The organism is Hydrogenophaga sp. FG152 (assembly GCF_057809615.1).
Genome location: NZ_JBMDKH010000002.1, coordinates 375,538 through 394,588, shown reverse-complemented (window position 1 = coordinate 394,588; position 19,051 = coordinate 375,538). Strand labels below are relative to the sequence as shown.

Here is a 19,051-nt window from a genome sequence, read left to right as displayed (position 1 = left end):
CGGGCCGCTGGTATCGCCCCCTCGAGGGGGTCGCGCGAAGCGCGGCGGGGGTGTTTACTTTCTTGCAGCCACGGCCTTCTCGGCCTTGGTCACCAGATCGGCACCGATCTGGTTCTTCCACTTGTCGTAGACCGGGCGCGTCACCTTGACGAACTCGGCGCGCTGTTCCGGCGTCAGCTCGGTCACGGTCACGCCCATGTCGCTGAGCTGCTTGATCAGCGGCTTGCCCGGCTCGACCAGGCCCTTGCGCGCCAGGGCCTTGCCTTCCTTGCCGGCATCGATCGCGGCCTGCTTGACGATGGCGCGGTCGGCCTCGGTCCAGCTGGCCCAGATGTCCTTGTTCACCACGAAGATCAGCGGGTCGGCCACGTAGCCCCACAGCGTCAGGTGCTTCTGTTCCACGGTGGGCAGCTTGGCGGCGAGGAACACCGAGAGCGGGTTCTCCTGGCCGTCCACGGCGCGGCTGGCCATGGCCGGCTGGGCATCGGCCCAGCTCATCTGCGTGGGGTTGGCGCCCAGCGCAGTGAAGGTGTCCAGGAACAGCGGCGAACCCACCACGCGGATCTTCAGGCCCTTGAGGTCGGCCGGGGTCTTGATGGCGTGCTTGGAGTTGGAGATCTCGCGGTAGCCGTTCTCGCCCCAGGCCAGCGGCACGGCACCGGCCTTTTCGATGTCCTTGAACAGCTGCGTGCCCACTTCACCGGTGGTCAGTGCGTCGATGGCCGCGAAGTCGGGCATCAGGAAGGGCATGGAGAACAGGTTGAGCTGGCGCACCTGGGGCGACCAGTTGATGGTCGAACCCACGGCGAGGTCGATCACGCCCTGGCGCAGGCCGCTGAACTCGCGCGTCTGGTCGCCCTGCAGCAGCGACACGCCGGGGTAGAGCTTGATGTTGATGCGGCCCTGCGTGCGCTCGCGCACGAGGTTGGCCCAGATCTCACCGCTCTTGCCCCAGGGGAAGGCCGTGCCCAGCACCAGCGACATGCGGTACTCGGCCTTGTAGGCGCTGGTGCTCTGGGCAAAGCCGTTGGTGGTCACGGCCAGCGCGGCGGCGGCCAGGGCGGTGGTCAGGAAGGTGCGCAGTTTCATGAGGTTTGTCTCCTTGGTTGAATCGAAAATCAATAACCCAGTCGGGCGGGCAACCACAGCGCGAGCTGCGGGAAGGCGATCACCAGCACCATGACGAGGAACATGGCCAGCAGCATGGGCCCGACCCAGCGGATGGTGGACTCCATGCGCACGCCGGCGATGCGGCACGAGACCATGAGGTTCACCGCCAGCGGCGGCGTGAACTGGCCCAGCGCGACCTTGAGCGTAAGGATCACGCCGAACCACACCGGGTCCCACTGGTAGTGCTCCATGATGGGCATGAGCAGCGGCACGAAGATCAGGAAGATCGAGATGCCGTCGAGGAACATGCCCACGGTGATGAGCAACAGGATCAGCAGCGAGAGCACACCGTACTCGCCCAGGCCCGAGTTCACGATGGCGTTGGCCACCGGGTCGATCACGCCCAGGGTGGACAGCGAGAACGCGAAGATGCCCGCCAGCGAGACCACCAGCAGGATGATGCCGGAGAGCTCCCCCGCTTCGCGCAGGATGGGGAACAGGTCGCGCACGGTGATCGTGCGGTGGATCACCATGCCCACGAACAGGCCGTAGAACACCGCGACCACGGCCGCTTCGGTCGGCGTGAACCAGCCCGCGCGCATGCCGCCCAGGATCAGCACCGGCGCGGCCAGGCCCCACAGGGCCTCGCGCAGACTCTTCCAGAACGGCGGGCGCGGCATCGCGGCTTCGAGTGCACCCATCTTGTGCTTGCGGGCCAGCCACACGGCCGGCACGATCAGCGCGATGCCGGCCAGCACGCCGGGCACCATGCCGGCAGCGAACAGCGCGGGCACCGAGGCACCGGGCACCAGCACCGAGTAGATGATGAAGGCCACCGAAGGCGGGATCAGGATGTCGGTCGCCGCGGCCGCGCCAACCACGCTGGCCGAGAACGAGCCCGGGTAGCCCGCGCGCGCCATGGCCGCGATCATCACACCGCCCACCGCCGCTGCGTTGGCCGGGCCCGAGCCCGAGATGCCGCCGAGGAACATGGCCACGACGATGGCCACCAGCGGCAGCATGCCCGGGCCGCGCCCGACGATGGCCACCGCGAAGTTCACCAGCCGCAACGCCACGCCGGAACGGTCGAAGATGGAGCCGACCAGCACGAACATGGGAATGGCCAGCAGCGGGTACTTGCCCAGGCCGGCGTAGAAGTTCTGCGGCACCGCCAGCAGGCCGAACCACTGGGTGTTGACGTCGGCCATGGCGATGGCGGCCGCGCCGGCCAGACCCAGCGCGGCGGCGATGGGCACGCCGGCGAACATGGCGCCGAGGAAGAGCAGGAAGAGCAGCGCGGCGATCATGGCTGCTCTCCGGCGCGGCGCAGGCGGTTGAAGCGGCCCAGCGCGCGCAGTGCGATCGCCAGCGAGAGGATGGGCAGCCACATCGAGTACCACCACTGCGGCAGACCCAGGCCCGGCGAGACTTCCTCGTAGATGTAGTGGTCCCAGACCATGCGCACGCTCAGGCCCGCCATCAGCAGGAACAGCAGCACCATGGCCATCGCGCCCCACAGGGCGAGAAGATGGCGGCGGCGCGCAGAGCCGGCGTCGGCGAAGAACTCGATGCGAATGTGGCGATGCCGCGCCACGGCGGCCGAACTCGCCACGAGCGTGAGCACGATCATCAGGAAGATCGAGAACTCTTCGGTCCAGGCGAAGGACTGGTCGGTGAAGTAGCGCGCGATCACATTGCCGAAGGTGATCAGGGCCAGCAGCGCCATCGAGAGAACGGTCAGCCAGTCCTCGATGCGCAGCGGCACCCGGGTGTTTTCATCGTCCGGGTTGTCGGGCGTGGCGGCATCGGCGCGCGCGTCGCGTGAGGGTTCGGTAGGTGCGGACATGGGATGTGGAAACGGCGGGCCGGCGGGCCGGCGGCCACGGCGAAAGAGCCAGGGATCATAGACGTTTTCCCCTTTTGGCCCCTGTCCTGCGGGTGCCACATCCCCATGAAAAACGGCACCCGAAGGTGCCGTTGCTATCAAAGATGAAACACTCAGCCCAGCGGCACGGGCACGAAGATCTGGCTGCCGTCGCGCTGGATCAGCAGTGCCAGCGACTTGGTGGATTTGCCCAGCAGGGCACGCACCTGCTCCACACTCTGCACCTTGGCGCCATTGACCGCGAGCAGCACGTCGCCGGGCTGCACACCGGCCAGCGCTGCCGGCCCCTTGGCGTCCTCGACCACCAGGCCGCCGTCCACCCCCGCCTCGCGCTTCTCCTGCGGTGCCAGCGGGCGCAGGGCCAGGCCCAGGCGGCCCTGGTCGGCCGCCTTCTCATCGCCGGCGGTCTTCACCGCCTTGGCGGCGGCATCGCCGAGTTGCGCCGTCAAGCTCACCGCCTTGCCCTGGCGCCACACGTCCAGCTTCACCTTTTCGCCGGGCAGCGCCTGGCCGATCAGGGCCGGCAGGTCGCCCGAGCTCACGATGGGCTGGCCTTCCATCTGGCGGATCACGTCGCCCACTTGCAGGCCGGCCTTGGCGGCCGGGCTGCCCGGCTCCACGCTGGAGACCAGCGCGCCCTCGGGCTTGTCGAGCTGGAAGGACTCGGCCAGGGTCTGGTTCACCTCCTGCACCGAGACGCCCAGGCGCGCGTGGCTGGCCTTGCCGTGCGCCACGATCTGGTCCTTGACCTTGAGCGCGGTCTCCATGGGGATCGCGAACGACAGGCCCTGGTAACCGCCGGTGTGGCTGTAGATCTGCGAGTTGATGCCCACCACCTCGCCGCGCGCATTGAACAGCGGGCCACCGGAGTTGCCCGGGTTCACGGCCACATCGGTCTGGATGAAGGGCACGAAGCTGTCGTCGGGCAGCGAACGGCCCTTGGCGCTGACCACGCCGGCGGTCACGCTGTTCTCGAAGCCGAACGGCGCGCCGATGGCCAGCACCCACTCGCCCACCTTCAGGTCCTTGGTGCTGCCCAGCGGCACCACGGGCAGGTCCTTGGCGTCAATGCGCAGCACGGCCACGTCGGTCTTGGGGTCCGAGCCCAGCACCTTGGCCACGAACTCGCGGCGGTCGGTGAGCTTGACGGTGACGCGCTGCGCGTTGCGCACCACGTGGGCGTTGGTCAGCACCAGGCCGTCGGCGCTGATGATGAAGCCCGAGCCCTGGCCGCGCGAGGGCGCTTCGGGCGCGCCGCCCTGGCCCGGGCCCTGGAAGCGCTTGAAGAATTCGAAGAACGGGTCGTTGGGGTCGATGCCGGGCGGCAGGCGGTTCTGCGCCTGCTGGCCGTCTTCGGGCCCGGCCTTGCCGATCACGCTGATGTTGACCACGGCCGCGCCATGGCGCTGCGCGATCTGCGAGAAGTCGGGCACTGCAGCGGCTGTCACCATGGGCGCGGACTGGGTGGCGACCGGCGTGGCTGCCGTGGCATGGGTACCGGAGACCAGGCCCACGCTGGCGCCGCCGACGATGCCCGCGGCCGCCAGGGACAGCACCAGGCGCGTCGCGGTGAGAGACAAGGTTTTCATGAGAGCTCCTTCAGCAAGGACAGGTTGAACATGTCCTTGAATATGGGCCCTCAGAGTTAGACGGTTCTTAAAGGCAGCCGCACCGCGATGCGCAGGCCACCGAGGCGGGGCGAGCGGTCCAACGCCAGCGCGGTGCCGTGCAGTTGCGCGATGGCGTTCGCGATCGCCAGCCCCAGCCCACTGCCGGTGGCGGCCGAGCCCGGCACGCGGTAGAAGCGGTCGAGCACGCGCGCGCGGTCGGCCTCGGGGATGCCAGGGCCGCTGTCTTCCACCATCAGCACCAGCTGGCCTTGGTCGCGCCGCACCGCCACGTCCACCGTGCCGCCTTCGGGCGTGTACTTCAGCGCGTTGTCCACCAGGTTGCCCAGCAGGATGCGCAGGGGCTCGGCGTGGCCGCTCACCTGCCCTCTGTCGGCCTCGCTCAGGCCCAGGTCGATGCGGCGCGTGGCCGCCAGCGGCGCCGCGTCGGCCACCACCTGGGCCGCGAGTTCGGCCAGCGACACGGGCTGCGCCGGCTCACCGCTGGAGGGCTGGGCCTGCTGGCGCGCGAGCACCAGCAGCTGCTCCACCAGCCGCGTGGCGCGGTCGATGCCGGCCAGCAGGCGCTCCGTCGCCAGTTGGCGCGTGGTGTCGTCGGGCGCGCGCTGCAGGCCCTGCACCTGCAGGCGCAGCGCGGCCAGCGGCGAGCGCAACTCGTGCGCGGCCTCGGCGACGAAATTCTTCTGCGCGTCGAAGGCCTGGCGCACGCGGCCAAACAGCAGGTTGAGCTCGTGCACCAGCGGGCGGATCTCGTCGGGCAGGCCGGCTTCGCTCACCTCGGCCAGCTCATCGGCCTCGCGCGCGGCCACCTGGCGCCGCACCCGCGCCACGGGCGCGAGCGAGGCGCTCACCACCGCCCAGGCCACCAGCATCAGCAGCGGCGCCATCCAGGCGATGGGCAGCACGGTGCGCCAGGCCAGCGCGCGCGCCATGGTCTGGCGCGGCCGCAGGTCCTGCGCCACCTGGACCACCTGCGTGCGCGACTGCATGGAGTACACGCGGTAAGGCTTGCCATCGACCTCGATGTTGGAGAAGCCCAGCACCGCGCGCTGCGGCAGGGCCGCGCCCGTGCCGGACTGGAACACACGCAGGCCTTCCTGCGTCCAGACCTGCACGAAAAAGTCGAATGCCTCTGCCGGCAACGGTGGCTCGTCGCCCGGCGGCGCGGGCAGACCCGGGGGCATCACACCGGCGCGCAAGGCCTGCGCCATCTGCTCCATGTGGTAGTCGAAGATGCCGTCGGCCTCAGCGCGCGCCTGGCGGTAGACCACCGCCACCTGCAGGCCCGCCGCAAGCACGATGGCCAGCAGCAGCAGGCCGATCAGGCGCGCACGCAGCGAATGTGTGGCCAGGCGCGGAAGGTTCATGGAGTACCTCCGCCCTTCGGGCTGCGGTGCGAGCTTGCTTGGGAGCGGCCCGGCGCAGCGCTCATGCCTTGGGCACCATGTAGCCCACGCCGCGCACGTTCTGGATCAGGCCGGCACCGAGCTTCTTGCGCACCCCGTGGATGTAGACCTCCACCGCGTTGCTGCTCACATCGTCCTTCCAGCCGTAGAGCTTTTCTTCGAGTTGCGCGCGCGAGAGCACCCGGCCCGGCCGCGCGATCAGCGGTTCGAGCACGGCCCATTCGCGCGCCGAGAGCACCACCGGCTCGCCCTGCGCCGTCACCTCGCGCGTGGCGGTGTTGATGCTCACGCCCAGGTGCTCATAGACCGGCTCGGCCCGCCCCGAGGCGCGGCGCAGCAGCGCGCGGATGCGCGCGAGCAGCTCGTCGAGGTCGTAGGGCTTGAGGATGTAGTCGTCGGCACCGGCGTCCAGGCCCTGCACGCGTTGCTGCACCGAATCGCGCGCGGTGGCGATGAGCACCGGCACGCGGTTCTTGCGGGCCCGCAGTTCGCGCAGCACCTCCAGGCCGTCGCGCCGCGGCAGGCCGAGGTCAAGCAGGATGAGGTCGTAACTCTCGGCCTGCGCCGCCGTGGCGGCCATTTCGCCGTCGCGCACCCAGTCGACCGCGTAGTGCTCCGCCCGCAGCAGGTCCAGCACCGCTTCGCCAATCATGGTGTCGTCTTCGACCAGCAACAGCCTCATGGCAATGCACTCTCCAGGTCCGTGGGTTGTCGAACACCCCGGCGGGGCGCCCCGCATCCATGGTGCGGGGCTTGGCTTAGGCCGATCTTAGGCGCCCGCGAGCAACTTCTTCAGGTCGCCCGCCAGCGCGACCGCGCCGCTGCCGTAGCGGTTGTACAGGCGGATGCGGCCCTGCGGGTCGTACACGTAGCTGCCGGCCGAGTGGTCCATGGTGTAGCTCGTGGGCGTGGGGCCTTCGACCTTCTTGTAGTAGATCTTGTAGCTCTTGGCCAGCGCGGGCAGTTCGCCGGGGGCCGCGTAGAGGGCGAGGAAGCTCGGGTCGAAGCTGGCCACGTACTGCTTCATCACCTCGGGCGTGTCGCGCTCCGGGTCCACGCTGACGAACAGGCCCTGCAGGCGATCGCCATCGGCACCGAGCAGGCGCTTGGCCTCGGCCAGCTCGGTCATGGAGGTGGGGCAGACGTCGGGGCACTGGGTGAATCCGAAGAAGATCACGACCGCCTTGCCCTTGAAATCGGCCAGGGTGCGCGGCTGGCCGTTGTGGTCGGTGAGCGAGAAGCCGGTGGCGTAGTCGGCACCGGTGATGTCGATGCCGGTGAATGAAGCCGGAGCGTCGGCCTTGTCGGTGCAGGCGGTCAAGGCCGCGGTGCCCAGGCTCAGGGCTAGGAGTTGTCGACGGTTCATGGCTCGGGACTCAGACATAGTGATCGATCAACAGCGCGGCGAACAGCGCTGCGAGATGAATCAGGGAGAAACGGAAGGTCTTGCGCGCGAGCGCATCGGAGTAGTTGCGCCAGAGCGCGAAGGCATAGGCGCAGAAACCGATGCTCAGCGCCACCGCGACCACGAGATAGAACCAGCCGCTCATGCGCATCACGAAGGGCATCAGGCAGGCGGCGAACAGCACGAAGGTATAGAGCAGGATCTGCAGGCGCGTGAACTCGGAGCCGTGCGTGACCGGCAGCATGGGCAGGCCGGACTTGCGGTAGTCCTCCACCCGGTACAGGGCCAGCGCCCAGAAGTGCGGCGGCGTCCAGAGGAAGATGATGAGAAAGAGGATCAGCGCTTCGGGCGACACCACGCCCGTCATCGCAGCCCAGCCCAGCACCGGCGGCATGGCGCCCGAGGCGCCGCCGATCACGATGTTCTGCGGCGTGAGCGGCTTGAGGATCACGGTGTAGACCACCGCGTAACCCACGAAGGTGGCGAAGGTGAGCCACATGGTGAGCGGGTTGACCCAGAGGTACAGCACGGTCGACCCGGCGGCGCAGAGCACGGCTGAGAACGTGAGCGTCTTGCCATTGGTGAGCTGGCCCTTGGCGGTGGGCCGCCAGGCGGTGCGCTTCATCTTGGCGTCGATCTGCTGTTCGACCACGCAGTTGAAGGCCGCGGCTGCGCCAGCGACGAGCCAGATACCGAAGCAGGCAATGGCCGCAAGCTGCACCTGTGCCCAGGTGGGAGCGCCGGGCACAGCCAGCACCATGCCGATGAGCGCGCAGAACACGATGAGCTGGATCACGCGCGGCTTGGTCAGCGCGTGGTACTGGCGCCAGACCGAGGGCAGCGCGGCGGCAACAGGAGGGGTGGGCGCGGTGCTCATCGGATCGGTGTGGACAGGTGCAGGGAAGTGGAGGACGAAGCGGCATCGCGCTGGCTGGCGCGGCGCGTGCCGCAAAGCGCGCCGGTGAGCACGACGACCAGCGCGGCCGCGCCGCCCGTGTGGCCCACGGCGGCCAGCAGCGGCCAGTCGAGCACCACGTTGGTCAGGCCACTGGCGAACTGCCAGGCGGCCAGCAGGAGCAGCGCGCGCGCGGAGGGGCGCATGCCGTCCACCGACCACAGGCGCCAGCCCAGCCAGAGCATGGCGGCCAGCACCAGGTAGGCCATGAGGCGGTGCACGTAGTGGATGGCGGTCAGCGCGGGGAAGGTGATGAGTTCGCCGGTGTGGTTCTGGCCCAGCTCGCGCCAGAGCGTGAAGCCCTCGCGGAAGTTCATCGCCGGCCACCAGCTGCCCTGGCAGGTGGGGAACTCGCCGCACACCAGCACGGCGTAGTTGGTGCTGACCCAGCCACCGAGCGCGATCTGCAGCCACAGCAGCACGAACACCGCGCCCAACGCCCAGCGCAGGCGGCCCGGCAGCGGCACGGGCCCGGCGTGGCCCGGCTCGGCCAGCGCGTAGCCCACCGACTGCGCGCGCAACAGCGCGAGCAGGCCCAGGCCGCCGAGCAGGTGCAGCGTGACGATGGCGGGGAACAGCTTCATGGTCACGGTCAGCGCGCCGAACGCGCCCTGCAGGCAGACCCACACCAGCGTGACCAGCGGCCACACGTAGGACACGCTCAGGCGCCGGCGCTCGACCCAGCTGACCATGGACAGCACCAGGATCAGCACGCCCACGGCGGTGGCGAGGTAGCGGTGGATCATCTCGATCCAGGCCTTGGAGAAGGTGACCGGGCCGTGCGGCATGGCTTCCTGCGCTGCCGCGATCGAGGTGCTCGCGCCCACCGGGCTCACGCTGCCGTAGCAGCCCGGCCAGTCGGGACAACCCAGGCCGGAGTCGGTGAGGCGCGTGAAGGCACCGAACAGCACCAGATCGAAGGTGAGAAACAGCGTGATGAGCGTGAGCACCCGCAAGCGGTGCGCGGGCGGCGCGTGGCGGTTGCGCAGCCACACCCAGGCCAGCGGCCCGAGCGCGATCACCACGCCCAGGAGCATCAGGCGCGCCACCGGCGCGAGGTCGTACAGGGGTTGGGCGTCCATGTCAGTTCGCGTGGCGACCTTCCTTGTCCCAGGACGAAGAGGCGCGCAACAGTCGGTCCAGATCGCGCTTGGCCTGCTTGGCATCGAGCTTGGCGGGGAAACGCATCATCCAGTGGCCCAGCGGATCGACCACATAGAGGTGGTCCTCGATCTTCTGGCCGGGCGCCGGCTGCAGCCAGCCGGCCACGGCCTGCGCATCCACCTTCAGCACCACGGCGGCGGCCGTGGCCTTCTGCAGCGGTTCGGACAGCTCGGCATCGCCGGTGCGCAGCCAGACCCAGTCCAGCCGGTCTTTCTCGCGGCCCAGGGTTTCGCGCAGCTGGCGCTGCAGGTACAGATGCTCGACGCAGGCTTCGTTGCAGGCGCTGTCGGCCACGCTCACGAGCAGCCATTGGTCCTTGAGGCTGCTCATGGGCACGGCGCGGCCTTGTGCGTCGGTGCCGGTCCAGGCTGGCAGCGGGCGCTGAGGGTCGATCAGCTCGCCGTAGTTCTGCCGGCCTTCGGGGCGCACCACGTAGTACATGAAATACGAAGCGATGACCGGCGCGGCGCACACCAGCATCAGGCCCAGCATCTTCCAGCGGCCCTTGCGCGTGCTGGCCGCTGCGTCCGCGCTGGCCTGGTCCAGTTGCGGCAGGCTGTGCACGGTCAGGGTCAGGGGTTCATCGGGCGTCTGTGCCATGGGATCTGCGCTTTCGGCGGGGGGAGAGGATTTGGAACCAGAGATAGAGAAAGCCCGCGAGGGCACACAGGGCGAACCACTGGAAGGCATAGCCGTGGTGCTTCTGCACGTCGATCGCGACGCGCGGCCACTCGCGCAGCAGGCCATCGGCGGCGGCATCGGTCTGCAGCACGGACACCGCCAGCAAGGGCAGCCCGGTTTCCTGCGCGAACGCCGCAAGGTCGATATTTTGCCGGATCACCCCCGTACCCGCCGCGCCGAGCTCGTATAGCTTGCCGGGCGGGGGGGCCAATCGGCCTTCCAGCCGCACCAGGCCCGCCGGGGTGGGGACCTCGGGCACGCGGTTGCGGTCGGTGAAATCGCGCGGCACCCAGCCGCGCTGCACCAGCACCACGCGCTCGCTGCCCTCGAGCCGCAGCGGCGTCACCACGAAGAAGCCCACCCGCGTGTTCATCTGCCGGTTGTCCAGGAACACGGTGCGCCCGGGCACCCAGGTGCCGCTCAGGCGCACGGGCCGGTGCACGCCGGCCGTGGCATCGGTGGCGCCCAGAAGTTCTTGCGTGTCCCAGGCCGACAGCTCGCCGCGCTCGTTGATCTGCGCCTGCAAGGCCAGTTTCTGTTCCGCGCGATCGAGCTGCCACAGGCCCAGCGAGGCGGTGGCCGCCATGGTGAGCGCGGTCGCGGCGGTCACGATCCAGAAACGCCAGGTGGAGCGCTGCATGGTCAAGCCACCCTGGCCTGGGCACGGGCACGGATAATGGAGCGCATGAAGTACCTGGTCATTGCGGCATTCGTTGCCATCATTGGAAGTCTCGCCGCCGCCCTGGTGTACATGATGCGCGGCGGCAGCGACACCGAGGAAGACGGCACGCCGCGCAAGAACCACATGGCGCGCGCGCTGGCGTTTCGGGTCGGTTTTTCCATCCTTCTCTTCGTTGTGGTGCTCATCAGCTATCTGATGGGCTGGATCCAGCCCACCGGCCTGCCGCTGCGCGGCTAGAACCGTCAGGCCCCTTCAGCAAAAAAGCGCCGGAAGGCGCTTTTTTGTGGCAGGTGCCCGAGGAAGGTGGACGCACCACCCGACCCAATCACATCCAGTAGACGAGGATGTACAAGCCCAGCCAGACCACGTCCACGAAGTGCCAGTACCAGGCCGCGCCTTCGAAACCGAAGTGGCGCTGGGCCGTGAAGTGACCCTTCTGCAGACGCAGGGTGATGAACAAGAGCATCAGCATGCCGACGAACACGTGGAAACCGTGGAAACCGGTGAGCAGGAAGAAAGTGGAGCCGAACACGCCCGACGAGAGCTTGAGGTTCAGGTCGGCATAGGCGTGGGCGTATTCATAGCCTTGCACGAACAGGAAGACGATGCCCAGCAGCACGGTCATCCACATGAAGGCGATGGTCTTGCCGCGGTTGCCGGCCTGCAGTGCGTGGTGGGCAATGGTCAGCGTCACGCCTGAGGTCAGCAGCAGCGCGGTGTTGATGGTGGGCAGCCAGAACGGGCCCATGGTCTGGAAGGGCTCGACAATGCCGGCCGGCGACGCGGTGGCGCCGGCCTGCAGGCTGGGCCAGACGGCCGAGAAGTCGGGCCAGATCAGCGCGTTCTCGATGTTGCCCAGTGCCGGCACGGAGTGCGTGCGCGTCCACCACAGAGCGGTGAAGAAGGCACCGAAGAACATCACCTCCGAGAAGATGAACCAGCTCATGCTCCAGCGGTACGACAGGTCGATCTTGTGGCCATACATGCCACTTTCGCTTTCACGCACCGATTCGCTGAACCACTGGAACAGCACGAACAGCCAGAACACCAGGCCGAACGCCAGCGAATAGGCGCCCCAGCCGTGGCCGTTGATCCATTGCCCGGCACCCAGGATGACGAAGAAAAGGCCAATGGCGGCCATCACCGGATGGCGCGAGGGTCCAGGGACGAAGTAGTAGGGCGTCGTGCCGTGGGTTGCTGCTGACATGCTCACTCCTGTTGTGCTTTCGCTTGTATCTAATGTCAAAAATCAAAAATCGTCTCGGGTCGCCGTGTCTCAGCCGACGACCCAGTTCACCACCACGATCAGCACTGCCACGAACAGGATCGCCATGCCCACGCCCACCGCCATCAGGTGCAGCGGATTGAGCTTGGCGATGTCCTTCTGGTAGTCGGCGTTGCGGCGCACGCCGAGAAAGCCCCATGCCACGGCCTTGACCGTGTCGATGAAAGAGCCCTTGCGTTGGTGAGCGGGTGTGGGTGTGGTCATACGTCCCCCGTGGGTTTGAGCGTGGCCGGGCTTTGGGCCTGCGGCGCATCATCGGTCGGCGCGGCCGGCACCTTGCCGCCCACCTCGAAGAAGGTGTACGACAGGGTGATGGTGGACACGTCCTTGGACAGCCGGGGATCGATGACGAAGGCCACCGGCCATTCTTTCTTCTCACCGGCCTGCAGGGTGTACTGCGTGAAGCAGAAGCACTCAAGCTTGTTGAAGTGCGCGGCCGCCTGTTTGGGGGCGTAACTGGGCACCGCCTGTGCCGCCATCGTGCGGTTCTGGATGTTCTGGAACTCGTACATCACCGTGGTGAGCTCGCCCGGGTGCACCTGCAACGAGCGCACGGCCGGCTTGAAGTGCCAGGGACCACGGGCGTTCGTGTCGAATTCGACGGTGATGGTGCGCGTGCGGTCCACCTGCGTGTTCGCAGGCAGGCTCGCGGCACCGGGCACACGCAGTTCCGACACCGCCAGCACGTTGATGCCCAGGGCCTCGCAGATATGCCGGTAGATCGGCACCAGCGCATACCCGAACGCGAACATGCCCAGCGCGATCACGCAGAGCTTGCCCACCATCTTGAGGTTTTCGCGCTGAACGGCCATGGTCAGAAGCCCAGCAGGAAACGCTTGCCCACGAAGCCGAGGAAAAACACCACGGCCACGGACGCGAGGATCAGGCCCAGGCGGCGGTTGTTCTTCTTCTGTTCGGGTGTCATGGCGTTGGCAGACATGGCGTGAAAAGGCTTAGCCGATCACCTTGGTGGCGGTCGCGTCGAGCTTGGGCGGGTTTTCGAAGGTGTGGAACGGCGCCGGCGACGGCACTTCCCACTCCAGGCCCACGGCGCCTTCCCAGGGGTTCTGGGGGGCCTTCTCGCCCTTGCCGCGCATGGCGGGCACGACCACGGCCAGGAAGAAGTACACCTGCGCCAGACCGAAGCCAAACGCGCCCACCGAGGCGATGGCGTTGAAGTCGGCGAACTGCATCGGGTAGTCGGCGTAGCGGCGGGGCATGCCGGCCAGACCCAGGAAGTGCATCGGGAAGAAGGTGATGTTGAACGAGATCATCGACCACCAGAAGTGGATCTTGCCGCGCGTTTCGCTGTACATCACACCGGTCCACTTGGGCAGCCAGTAGTAGATGCCCGAGAACATGGCGAACAGCGAGCCGGCCACCAGCACGTAGTGAAAGTGGGCCACCACGTAGTAGGTGTCCTGCATCTGGATGTCGATCGGCGCGACCGACAGGATCAGGCCGGTGAAGCCGCCGATGGTGAACACGAAGATGAAGCCGACGGCCCACAGCATGGGGGTCTCGAAGGTCATCGAGCCCTTCCACATGGTGGCGATCCAGTTGAAGATCTTCACGCCCGTGGGCACGGCGATCAGCATGGTGGAGTACATGAAGAACAGCTGGCCCGTCACCGGCATGCCGGTGGTGAACATGTGGTGGGCCCACACGACGAAGGACAGGATGGCGATGGAGCCGGTGGCATACACCATGGAGGCGTAGCCGAACAGCTTCTTGCGCGCGAAGGCGGGCACGACCTGGCTCACGATGCCGAAGGCCGGCAGGATCATGATGTAGACCTCGGGGTGGCCGAAGAACCAGAAGATGTGCTGGTACATCACCGGGTCGCCGCCGCCGGCGGGGTTGAAGAAGCTGGTGCCGAAGTGGCGGTCGGTCAGCGTCATGGTGATGGCGCCGGCCAGCACGGGCATCACGGCGATCAGCAGGTAGGCGGTGATGAGCCAGGTCCAGCAGAACATGGGCATCTTCATCAGCGTCATGCCGGGTGCGCGCATGTTCAGGATGGTCACGATGATGTTGATCGAGCCCATGATCGAGGACGCGCCCAGGATGTGCATGGCGAAGATGCCGGCGTCCATCGAGGGGCCCATCTGCAGCGTCAGCGGCGCGTACAGCGTCCAGCCGGCGGCGGGTGCGCCGCCGGGCATGAAGAACGAGGCCACGAGCATGATGGCCGCGGGAATCATCAGCCAGAAGCTGAAGTTGTTCATCCGCGCGAAGGCCATGTCGGACGCGCCGATCTGCAGCGGAATCATCCAGTTCGCGAAGCCCACGAAGGCCGGCATGATGGCGCCGAACACCATGATCAGGCCGTGCATGGTGGTGAGCTGGTTGAACAGCTCGGGGTTCACCAGCTGCAGGCCGGGCTGGAAAAGCTCGGCGCGGATCAGCAGGGCCAGCACGCCGCCCACCATCAGCATGGTGAAGGCGAACAGCAGGTACAGCGTGCCGATGTCCTTGTGGTTGGTGGCGTAGACCCAGCGGCGCCAGCCCGTGGGGGCATGGTGGTCGTGGTGGTCGTCGTGGCCGTGTGCGTCGTGGTGGTCAAGAACTGCACTCATGGTCGATTCCTTTGAGACTCAATGTTTTTCTGTCAACAGATCACTTGCGGGCGGCCAGCACTTCGGCCGGCTGCACGATCTGTTCGGTCTTGTTCGACCAGTTGTTCTTGGCGTAGGTCATGACCGCGGCCAGTTCGGTGTCGGACAGCTGCTTCCAGGCCGGCATGGCGCCGCCTGCCGCACCGTGCAGCAGCACATTGATCATCTTGGCGTGGTCGGTGTCGGTCACGATCGCGGAGCCATCGAGGGGCTTGATCGGGCCGGCTCCCTTGCCGTTGGCCTGGTGGCAGGCAGCGCAGTTGGCGGCATAGACGGACTCGCCGCGCTTGACCAGGTCGGCCAGCGTCCAGACCTTGCTCGGGTCATCGGCGGCAGCGGCCATGGCCTTCTGGCGCTCGGTCACCCAGGCGGTGTATTCCTCGGCCGACACCACCTTCACGTGGATCGGCATGTAGGCGTGTTCCTTGCCGCAGAGTTCGGCGCACTGGCCGTAGAAGTCGCCGGTCTTCTCGGCGCGGAACCAGGTGTCGCGCACGAAGCCGGGAATCGCATCCTGCTTGACGCCGAAGGCCGGCACCATCCAGGCGTGGATCACGTCGTTGGCGGTCGTGATGATGCGCACCTTCTTGTTCACGGGCACCACGAGCGGGTTGTCCACCTTGAGCAGGTAGTCGTCCGTGGCTTCGGGCTTGCCGCTGTTGGACATCACGCGCTGGTTGTTGTCCAGGGTGGAGAGGAAACCGATGCCCTCGCCCTCGCCCTTGATGTAGTCGTAGCCCCACTTCCACTGCATGCCCGTGGCCTTGATGGTCAGGTCGCTGTTGGTGGTGTCCTTCTGGGCCACCAGCACCTTGGTGGCGGGCAGGGCCATGCCAATGACGATGAGCAGCGGGACGATAGTCCAGCCCAGTTCCACCCAGATCGGCTCCGGCAGCTCCTGGGCCTTGTGCCCGGCCGCCTTGCGGTGCTTGAGGATGGAATAGAACATCACGCCGAAGACGATGACGAAGATGACGGCGCACAGGACCATCATGAACCAGTGCAGCCAGTGCTGCTCCTCGGCGATGCGGGTCACCGGGGGGTGGAAGTTCAGCTGGTTGACCGCCGGGCCGCCAGCGAGATCCTTGACCGCCTGAGCAGCGACCGTGGACCAGGCGCCTGCGCCCAATGCCAGCGAGGTCGCCACGGCGCGGATCGTGGCCCACCGGTTTCGCAGGGAATGCACCTTTTTATTCGTCGTACTCACTTTAAGCGCCTCAAATATAAGTATTGATTTATATCAATGCCGATTAGAACAAATTTTCCGGGCACACCTACCCAAAACCCCACCATCACGCGCCACGCAAGGCCTGGCGTATCTCCCGCGCCAGCACCGGTCGCAGTTCGGGGCGCACGAAGCGCCCCACCCTCACCGACTGGCCACCACCGCAGAGTTCGATCATCTGACCGTCCTCTTCGCGCGGTGCCACCTGCACCCACTCGCGGGCGAACTCGCACCGCTTCGTCCGCCCCGCCATCTCCTGCTCCACCACCAGCCTGCCCTCGAGCAGACGGATGCGTTCGCTGTCAGCGGCGTGGCGGGCATAGACCAGAAAGGCCACCGCCACCGCGATCAACTCCAGCACCGCGAATGGCAGCACCAGCGTTGCACCTTGCGACCAGAAGACGCCGGCCACACCCAACGACACGACACACATGGAGGCATAGAGCCATCCCAGTTGTGCGGGCGTGACCGAACAGTTGCGTTTCAGCGACCACTCCATGCCTTGTTCAGACTGGGTTGCGAAACGATGAGCGTTGCAGGTAAGGTTCATCACCCACCACCGGTTCAAGCCGCGCTGCACCCGAAGGCGCGCGCTGACGCAGGGAAAATCCCCTTGAAACTTGGATCGCCTCCAATTGTAGCGGCGAGAAGGGTGCCACCCGGCTGCAAAGCCGCCCCATCCGACTCGGACAATGCGGTATCCCCAGGCGAGAACGGCCCGCCGCCAGCCCGGCTCAGCCCCTGCGGCCCCGCAGCATGGCGCGCATGTCTTCCATCGGCACCGTCGTCGCAGGCCCCATGGGCACTCTCGGCGTGGGCTTGAAGGCGTGGCCGTAGATGATTTCGAAGGTCAGCAGCAGCCGGCCGTCGGCCGCGCGCGGCAGGCCCGTTTCGATCGCCTCGCACAGCCGCGCACGCCAGCCCCGCGACCGACAGGCGGCAAACCGGCCCGAATGAAGGTTGCGGCCCAGGCTGCGCAACTCGGCCAGCAAGGGCTCCGCCCCGCTGTACGAGAGGGTGATGCGCTCCATGTCCATCACCGGTTCGGCAAACCCGCTGTGCACCAGCATGTCGCCCCAGTCGTGCATGTCGGTGAAGGCGTGGGCGGGCTCGGGCCAGCCTTGCGCTGCGTACACCGCGCGCAATTCGCGCAGGCTGTCCGGCCCCAGGCAGGAAAACATGAGAAAACCGTTGGTCTCGATGTGGGCGTTCCATCGCCTGAGCAGCGTTTGCGGCCGTGGCTCGGTGTGCAAAGCCATGTTGGCCCAGAGCATGCCCACCCGCGTGTCCGCGTTCGCCGCCTGCGGACCTCGGCTGCGCCCCCAGCTCAGGGGGTTCCAGCCCGGCCCGCCCCCTTCCCGGGTGGCCTGCAAGGCCTCGGGTAGGCGCTGTGCGGCCACGTGGCAGGGCGCGTCGGGCAACTGAGCCCGGAGCTGCTGGTGCGCGAGCAGCCCGCCGCCCACGGGCTCCCAGTGCATCCAGCTGGCGGGCGGCTCGCGGAACCATTTCAGGCGTTCGGCCATGCGAGAAGCCACCTCTTCGTGCAGCCACGGACTGGCCGTCGCGGCGCGCTGCTGCCAGCGCAGGGCCGCGACCGGGTCCATGCCGGGCACGGGGGTTTCAGTGGGGGTGGAGGTGTTCAAACGGGATGCCGACAGGCGGGACAACAAGGCCGCGCCAGTATATTGGCCCCATGCTCAACCCCTGGCGCGCGCTCTGGAATTCCCTGCCCGGCACCTGCCAGGTCTGCGGCGCCTGGCCATCGAGCGCGGTGTGCGAGACCTGCGCGGCCCGGTTCCAGGACGGGGCGCCCCGCTGCGCGGCGTGTGCCGCCCGCGTGCCCGTGGATGTGCCGCTGTGCGGGGCCTGTCTCACCCGGCCCACGCCGGCCGCGCTGCACGCCTGCGCGGCGGCCGTGGACTACGCCTACCCTTGGGACGGCCTGATCGCCCGCTTCAAGTTCCGCCAGGAGCCTGGCTGGGCCGGGCCCTTCGCGCGGCGGATGCTGCAGGCACCGCAGGCCGGCGACCTGCTCTCGTCATGCGACCTCCTCGCCCCCGTGCCACTCACCCCGGCGCGCCTGGCCGGGCGCGGCTACAACCAGGCCTGGGAACTCGTGAAAGCCCTGCGGCGCGCGAGCACGCCAGCCACCCGGGCCCCGGGCCTGGCCGAGGCACTGGTCCGCCTGGCCGAGACCCCCGACCAGCACAGCCTGCCCCGCGAGCAGCGCCTGCGCAACCTGCAAGGCGTGTTCGCCGCCCACCCGTTGCACGCGCCCCGGCTGCACGGCCGGCACGTGCTGCTGGTGGACGACGTGACCACCACCGGCGCCACGTTGCAGGCAGCGGCCCAGGCCTTGCTGCAGGCTGGGGCGGTCCGGGTCAGCGCGCTGGTGTTCGCGCGCACGCCGGCGCGGTAAGCTCGCCCGCCACCATGTTCCACATCGTCCTCGTCCAACCTGAAATCCCGCCCAACACCGGCAACGTGATCCGGCTCAGCGCGAACACCGGGTGCACCCTGCACCTCATCGAGCCCCTGGGCTTTTCCATGGATGACCGTCACATGCGCCGCGCGGGGCTCGACTACCACGAGTACGCCGACCTGCGCCGCCACGCGGACTGGGCCAGCTTCCTGCAGACCGAAGCACCGGACCCGCAGCGCATGTTCGCCTTCACCACCCGGGGCAGCCGCAGCGTGTTCGACAACGCCTTCCAGGCCGGCGACTGGCTGGTGTTCGGCTCCGAAACGCGGGGGCTGCCCGACGCGCTGCGCGAGTCCTTTGCGCCCACACAGCGCCTGCGGCTGCCCATGGTGCCTGGCCAGCGCAGCCTCAACCTGTCGAACGCCGTGGCGGTGACCGTGTTCGAGGCCTGGCGCCAGCGGCAGTTTGCGATGCCGGTTCCGTGACGCAGGTCACGCAAGTGGCGGACGGCACAGATCACATCGCGCGCGAAACGCGCAACATAGGCTTGCCAACCTGATCGGGACCGCGCGGCTCCACACCCTG

22 protein-coding genes are annotated in these 19,051 nt (G+C 67.7%); 3 read left to right on the top strand and 19 right to left on the bottom strand.

What is annotated here, in order from left to right; translation table 11 throughout:
- Window positions 1-54: 54 nt before the first annotated feature.
- The 11 genes from ACODTB_RS04620 to ACODTB_RS04570 form a co-directional block, all read right to left on the bottom strand.
- The gene (locus tag ACODTB_RS04620) at window positions 55-1,089 is read right to left on the bottom strand and encodes a DctP family TRAP transporter solute-binding subunit (protein ID WP_291121557.1); all 1,035 of its coding nucleotides are present in this window, start codon (window positions 1,087-1,089) and stop codon (window positions 55-57) included.
- A gap of 29 nt (window positions 1,090-1,118) precedes the next feature.
- Window positions 1,119-2,417, bottom strand: a complete 1,299-nt coding sequence (locus ACODTB_RS04615) for a TRAP transporter large permease (RefSeq protein ID WP_291121558.1) — start codon at window positions 2,415-2,417, stop codon at window positions 1,119-1,121.
- Window positions 2,414-2,956 (bottom strand): TRAP transporter small permease, encoded by a 543-nt coding sequence (locus ACODTB_RS04610; RefSeq protein ID WP_291121559.1) that lies wholly within the window; start codon window positions 2,954-2,956, stop codon window positions 2,414-2,416. Before ACODTB_RS04610 ends, ACODTB_RS04615 begins: the two co-directional genes overlap by 4 nt.
- 152 nt (window positions 2,957-3,108) lie before the next feature.
- On the bottom strand, window positions 3,109-4,584 hold the full coding sequence (locus tag ACODTB_RS04605; protein ID WP_291121561.1) for a DegQ family serine endoprotease: 1,476 nt from the start codon (window positions 4,582-4,584) through the stop codon (window positions 3,109-3,111).
- A gap of 56 nt (window positions 4,585-4,640) precedes the next feature.
- A complete protein-coding gene (locus ACODTB_RS04600; protein ID WP_291121562.1) occupies window positions 4,641-5,990 on the bottom strand; it encodes an ATP-binding protein in 1,350 nt (449 codons plus the stop codon).
- 61 nt (window positions 5,991-6,051) lie between these two features.
- Complete coding sequence (locus ACODTB_RS04595) at window positions 6,052-6,711, bottom strand: response regulator transcription factor (RefSeq protein ID WP_291121563.1); 660 nt, start codon at window positions 6,709-6,711, stop codon at window positions 6,052-6,054.
- An 87-nt stretch (window positions 6,712-6,798) separates the two neighbouring features.
- Window positions 6,799-7,395, bottom strand: coding sequence for an SCO family protein (locus ACODTB_RS04590; RefSeq protein WP_291121564.1), 597 nt, complete (start codon window positions 7,393-7,395; stop codon window positions 6,799-6,801).
- Between the two features lie 10 nt (window positions 7,396-7,405).
- Window positions 7,406-8,311 carry a heme o synthase gene (gene cyoE / locus ACODTB_RS04585; RefSeq protein WP_291121565.1) on the bottom strand — a complete coding sequence of 302 codons (906 nt, stop codon included), beginning with the start codon at window positions 8,309-8,311 and terminating at the stop codon, window positions 7,406-7,408.
- Window positions 8,308-9,471, bottom strand: a complete 1,164-nt coding sequence (locus ACODTB_RS04580) for a COX15/CtaA family protein (protein WP_291121566.1) — start codon at window positions 9,469-9,471, stop codon at window positions 8,308-8,310. The genes cyoE and ACODTB_RS04580 overlap by 4 nt, the downstream gene beginning before the upstream one ends.
- Window position 9,472: 1 nt before the next feature.
- Window positions 9,473-10,153, bottom strand: a complete 681-nt coding sequence (locus ACODTB_RS04575) for an SCO family protein (RefSeq protein WP_291121568.1) — start codon at window positions 10,151-10,153, stop codon at window positions 9,473-9,475.
- Window positions 10,134-10,874 (bottom strand): SURF1 family protein, encoded by a 741-nt coding sequence (locus ACODTB_RS04570; protein ID WP_291121570.1) that lies wholly within the window; start codon window positions 10,872-10,874, stop codon window positions 10,134-10,136. Before ACODTB_RS04570 ends, ACODTB_RS04575 begins: the two co-directional genes overlap by 20 nt.
- A gap of 45 nt (window positions 10,875-10,919) precedes the next feature.
- Between ACODTB_RS04570 and ACODTB_RS04565 the strand changes: the two genes are divergently transcribed.
- Window positions 10,920-11,153, top strand: coding sequence for a twin transmembrane helix small protein (locus ACODTB_RS04565; protein ID WP_137922029.1), 234 nt, complete (start codon window positions 10,920-10,922; stop codon window positions 11,151-11,153).
- An 88-nt stretch (window positions 11,154-11,241) separates the two neighbouring features.
- Here the strand turns inward: ACODTB_RS04565 and ACODTB_RS04560 are convergent, their stop codons facing one another.
- The 8 genes from ACODTB_RS04560 to ACODTB_RS04525 form a co-directional block, all read right to left on the bottom strand.
- A complete protein-coding gene (locus tag ACODTB_RS04560) occupies window positions 11,242-12,123 on the bottom strand; it encodes a cytochrome c oxidase subunit 3 (RefSeq protein ID WP_291121573.1) in 882 nt (293 codons plus the stop codon).
- 69 nt (window positions 12,124-12,192) lie between these two features.
- Entirely contained in the window at window positions 12,193-12,405 is a 213-nt protein-coding gene (locus tag ACODTB_RS04555; protein ID WP_291121574.1) for a DUF2970 domain-containing protein, read from the bottom strand.
- Entirely contained in the window at window positions 12,402-13,013 is a 612-nt protein-coding gene (locus ACODTB_RS04550; RefSeq protein WP_366834034.1) for a cytochrome c oxidase assembly protein, read from the bottom strand. The genes ACODTB_RS04555 and ACODTB_RS04550 overlap by 4 nt, the downstream gene beginning before the upstream one ends.
- Before the next feature lie 2 nt (window positions 13,014-13,015).
- Window positions 13,016-13,126, bottom strand: coding sequence for a cytochrome oxidase small assembly protein (locus ACODTB_RS04545; protein WP_366834041.1), 111 nt, complete (start codon window positions 13,124-13,126; stop codon window positions 13,016-13,018).
- 28 nt (window positions 13,127-13,154) lie between these two features.
- The gene (ctaD, locus tag ACODTB_RS04540) at window positions 13,155-14,780 is read right to left on the bottom strand and encodes a cytochrome c oxidase subunit I (protein WP_291121576.1); all 1,626 of its coding nucleotides are present in this window, start codon (window positions 14,778-14,780) and stop codon (window positions 13,155-13,157) included.
- Between the two features lie 40 nt (window positions 14,781-14,820).
- Window positions 14,821-15,996 (bottom strand): cytochrome c oxidase subunit II, encoded by a 1,176-nt coding sequence (gene coxB, locus ACODTB_RS04535; RefSeq protein ID WP_488929129.1) that lies wholly within the window; start codon window positions 15,994-15,996, stop codon window positions 14,821-14,823.
- A gap of 115 nt (window positions 15,997-16,111) precedes the next feature.
- Window positions 16,112-16,594 (bottom strand): DUF2244 domain-containing protein, encoded by a 483-nt coding sequence (locus tag ACODTB_RS04530; protein ID WP_291121595.1) that lies wholly within the window; start codon window positions 16,592-16,594, stop codon window positions 16,112-16,114.
- Between the two features lie 184 nt (window positions 16,595-16,778).
- A complete protein-coding gene (locus ACODTB_RS04525) occupies window positions 16,779-17,648 on the bottom strand; it encodes a methyltransferase domain-containing protein (protein WP_291121597.1) in 870 nt (289 codons plus the stop codon).
- 89 nt (window positions 17,649-17,737) lie between these two features.
- Here ACODTB_RS04525 and ACODTB_RS04520 point away from each other — a divergent pair, with 89 nt between their 5' ends.
- Complete coding sequence (locus ACODTB_RS04520; RefSeq protein ID WP_291121578.1) at window positions 17,738-18,463, top strand: ComF family protein; 726 nt, start codon at window positions 17,738-17,740, stop codon at window positions 18,461-18,463.
- 14 nt (window positions 18,464-18,477) lie between these two features.
- Window positions 18,478-18,951 (top strand): tRNA (uridine(34)/cytosine(34)/5-carboxymethylaminomethyluridine(34)-2'-O)-methyltransferase TrmL, encoded by a 474-nt coding sequence (gene trmL / locus ACODTB_RS04515; protein WP_291121579.1) that lies wholly within the window; start codon window positions 18,478-18,480, stop codon window positions 18,949-18,951.
- The last annotated feature ends 100 nt before the right edge of the window (window positions 18,952-19,051 follow it).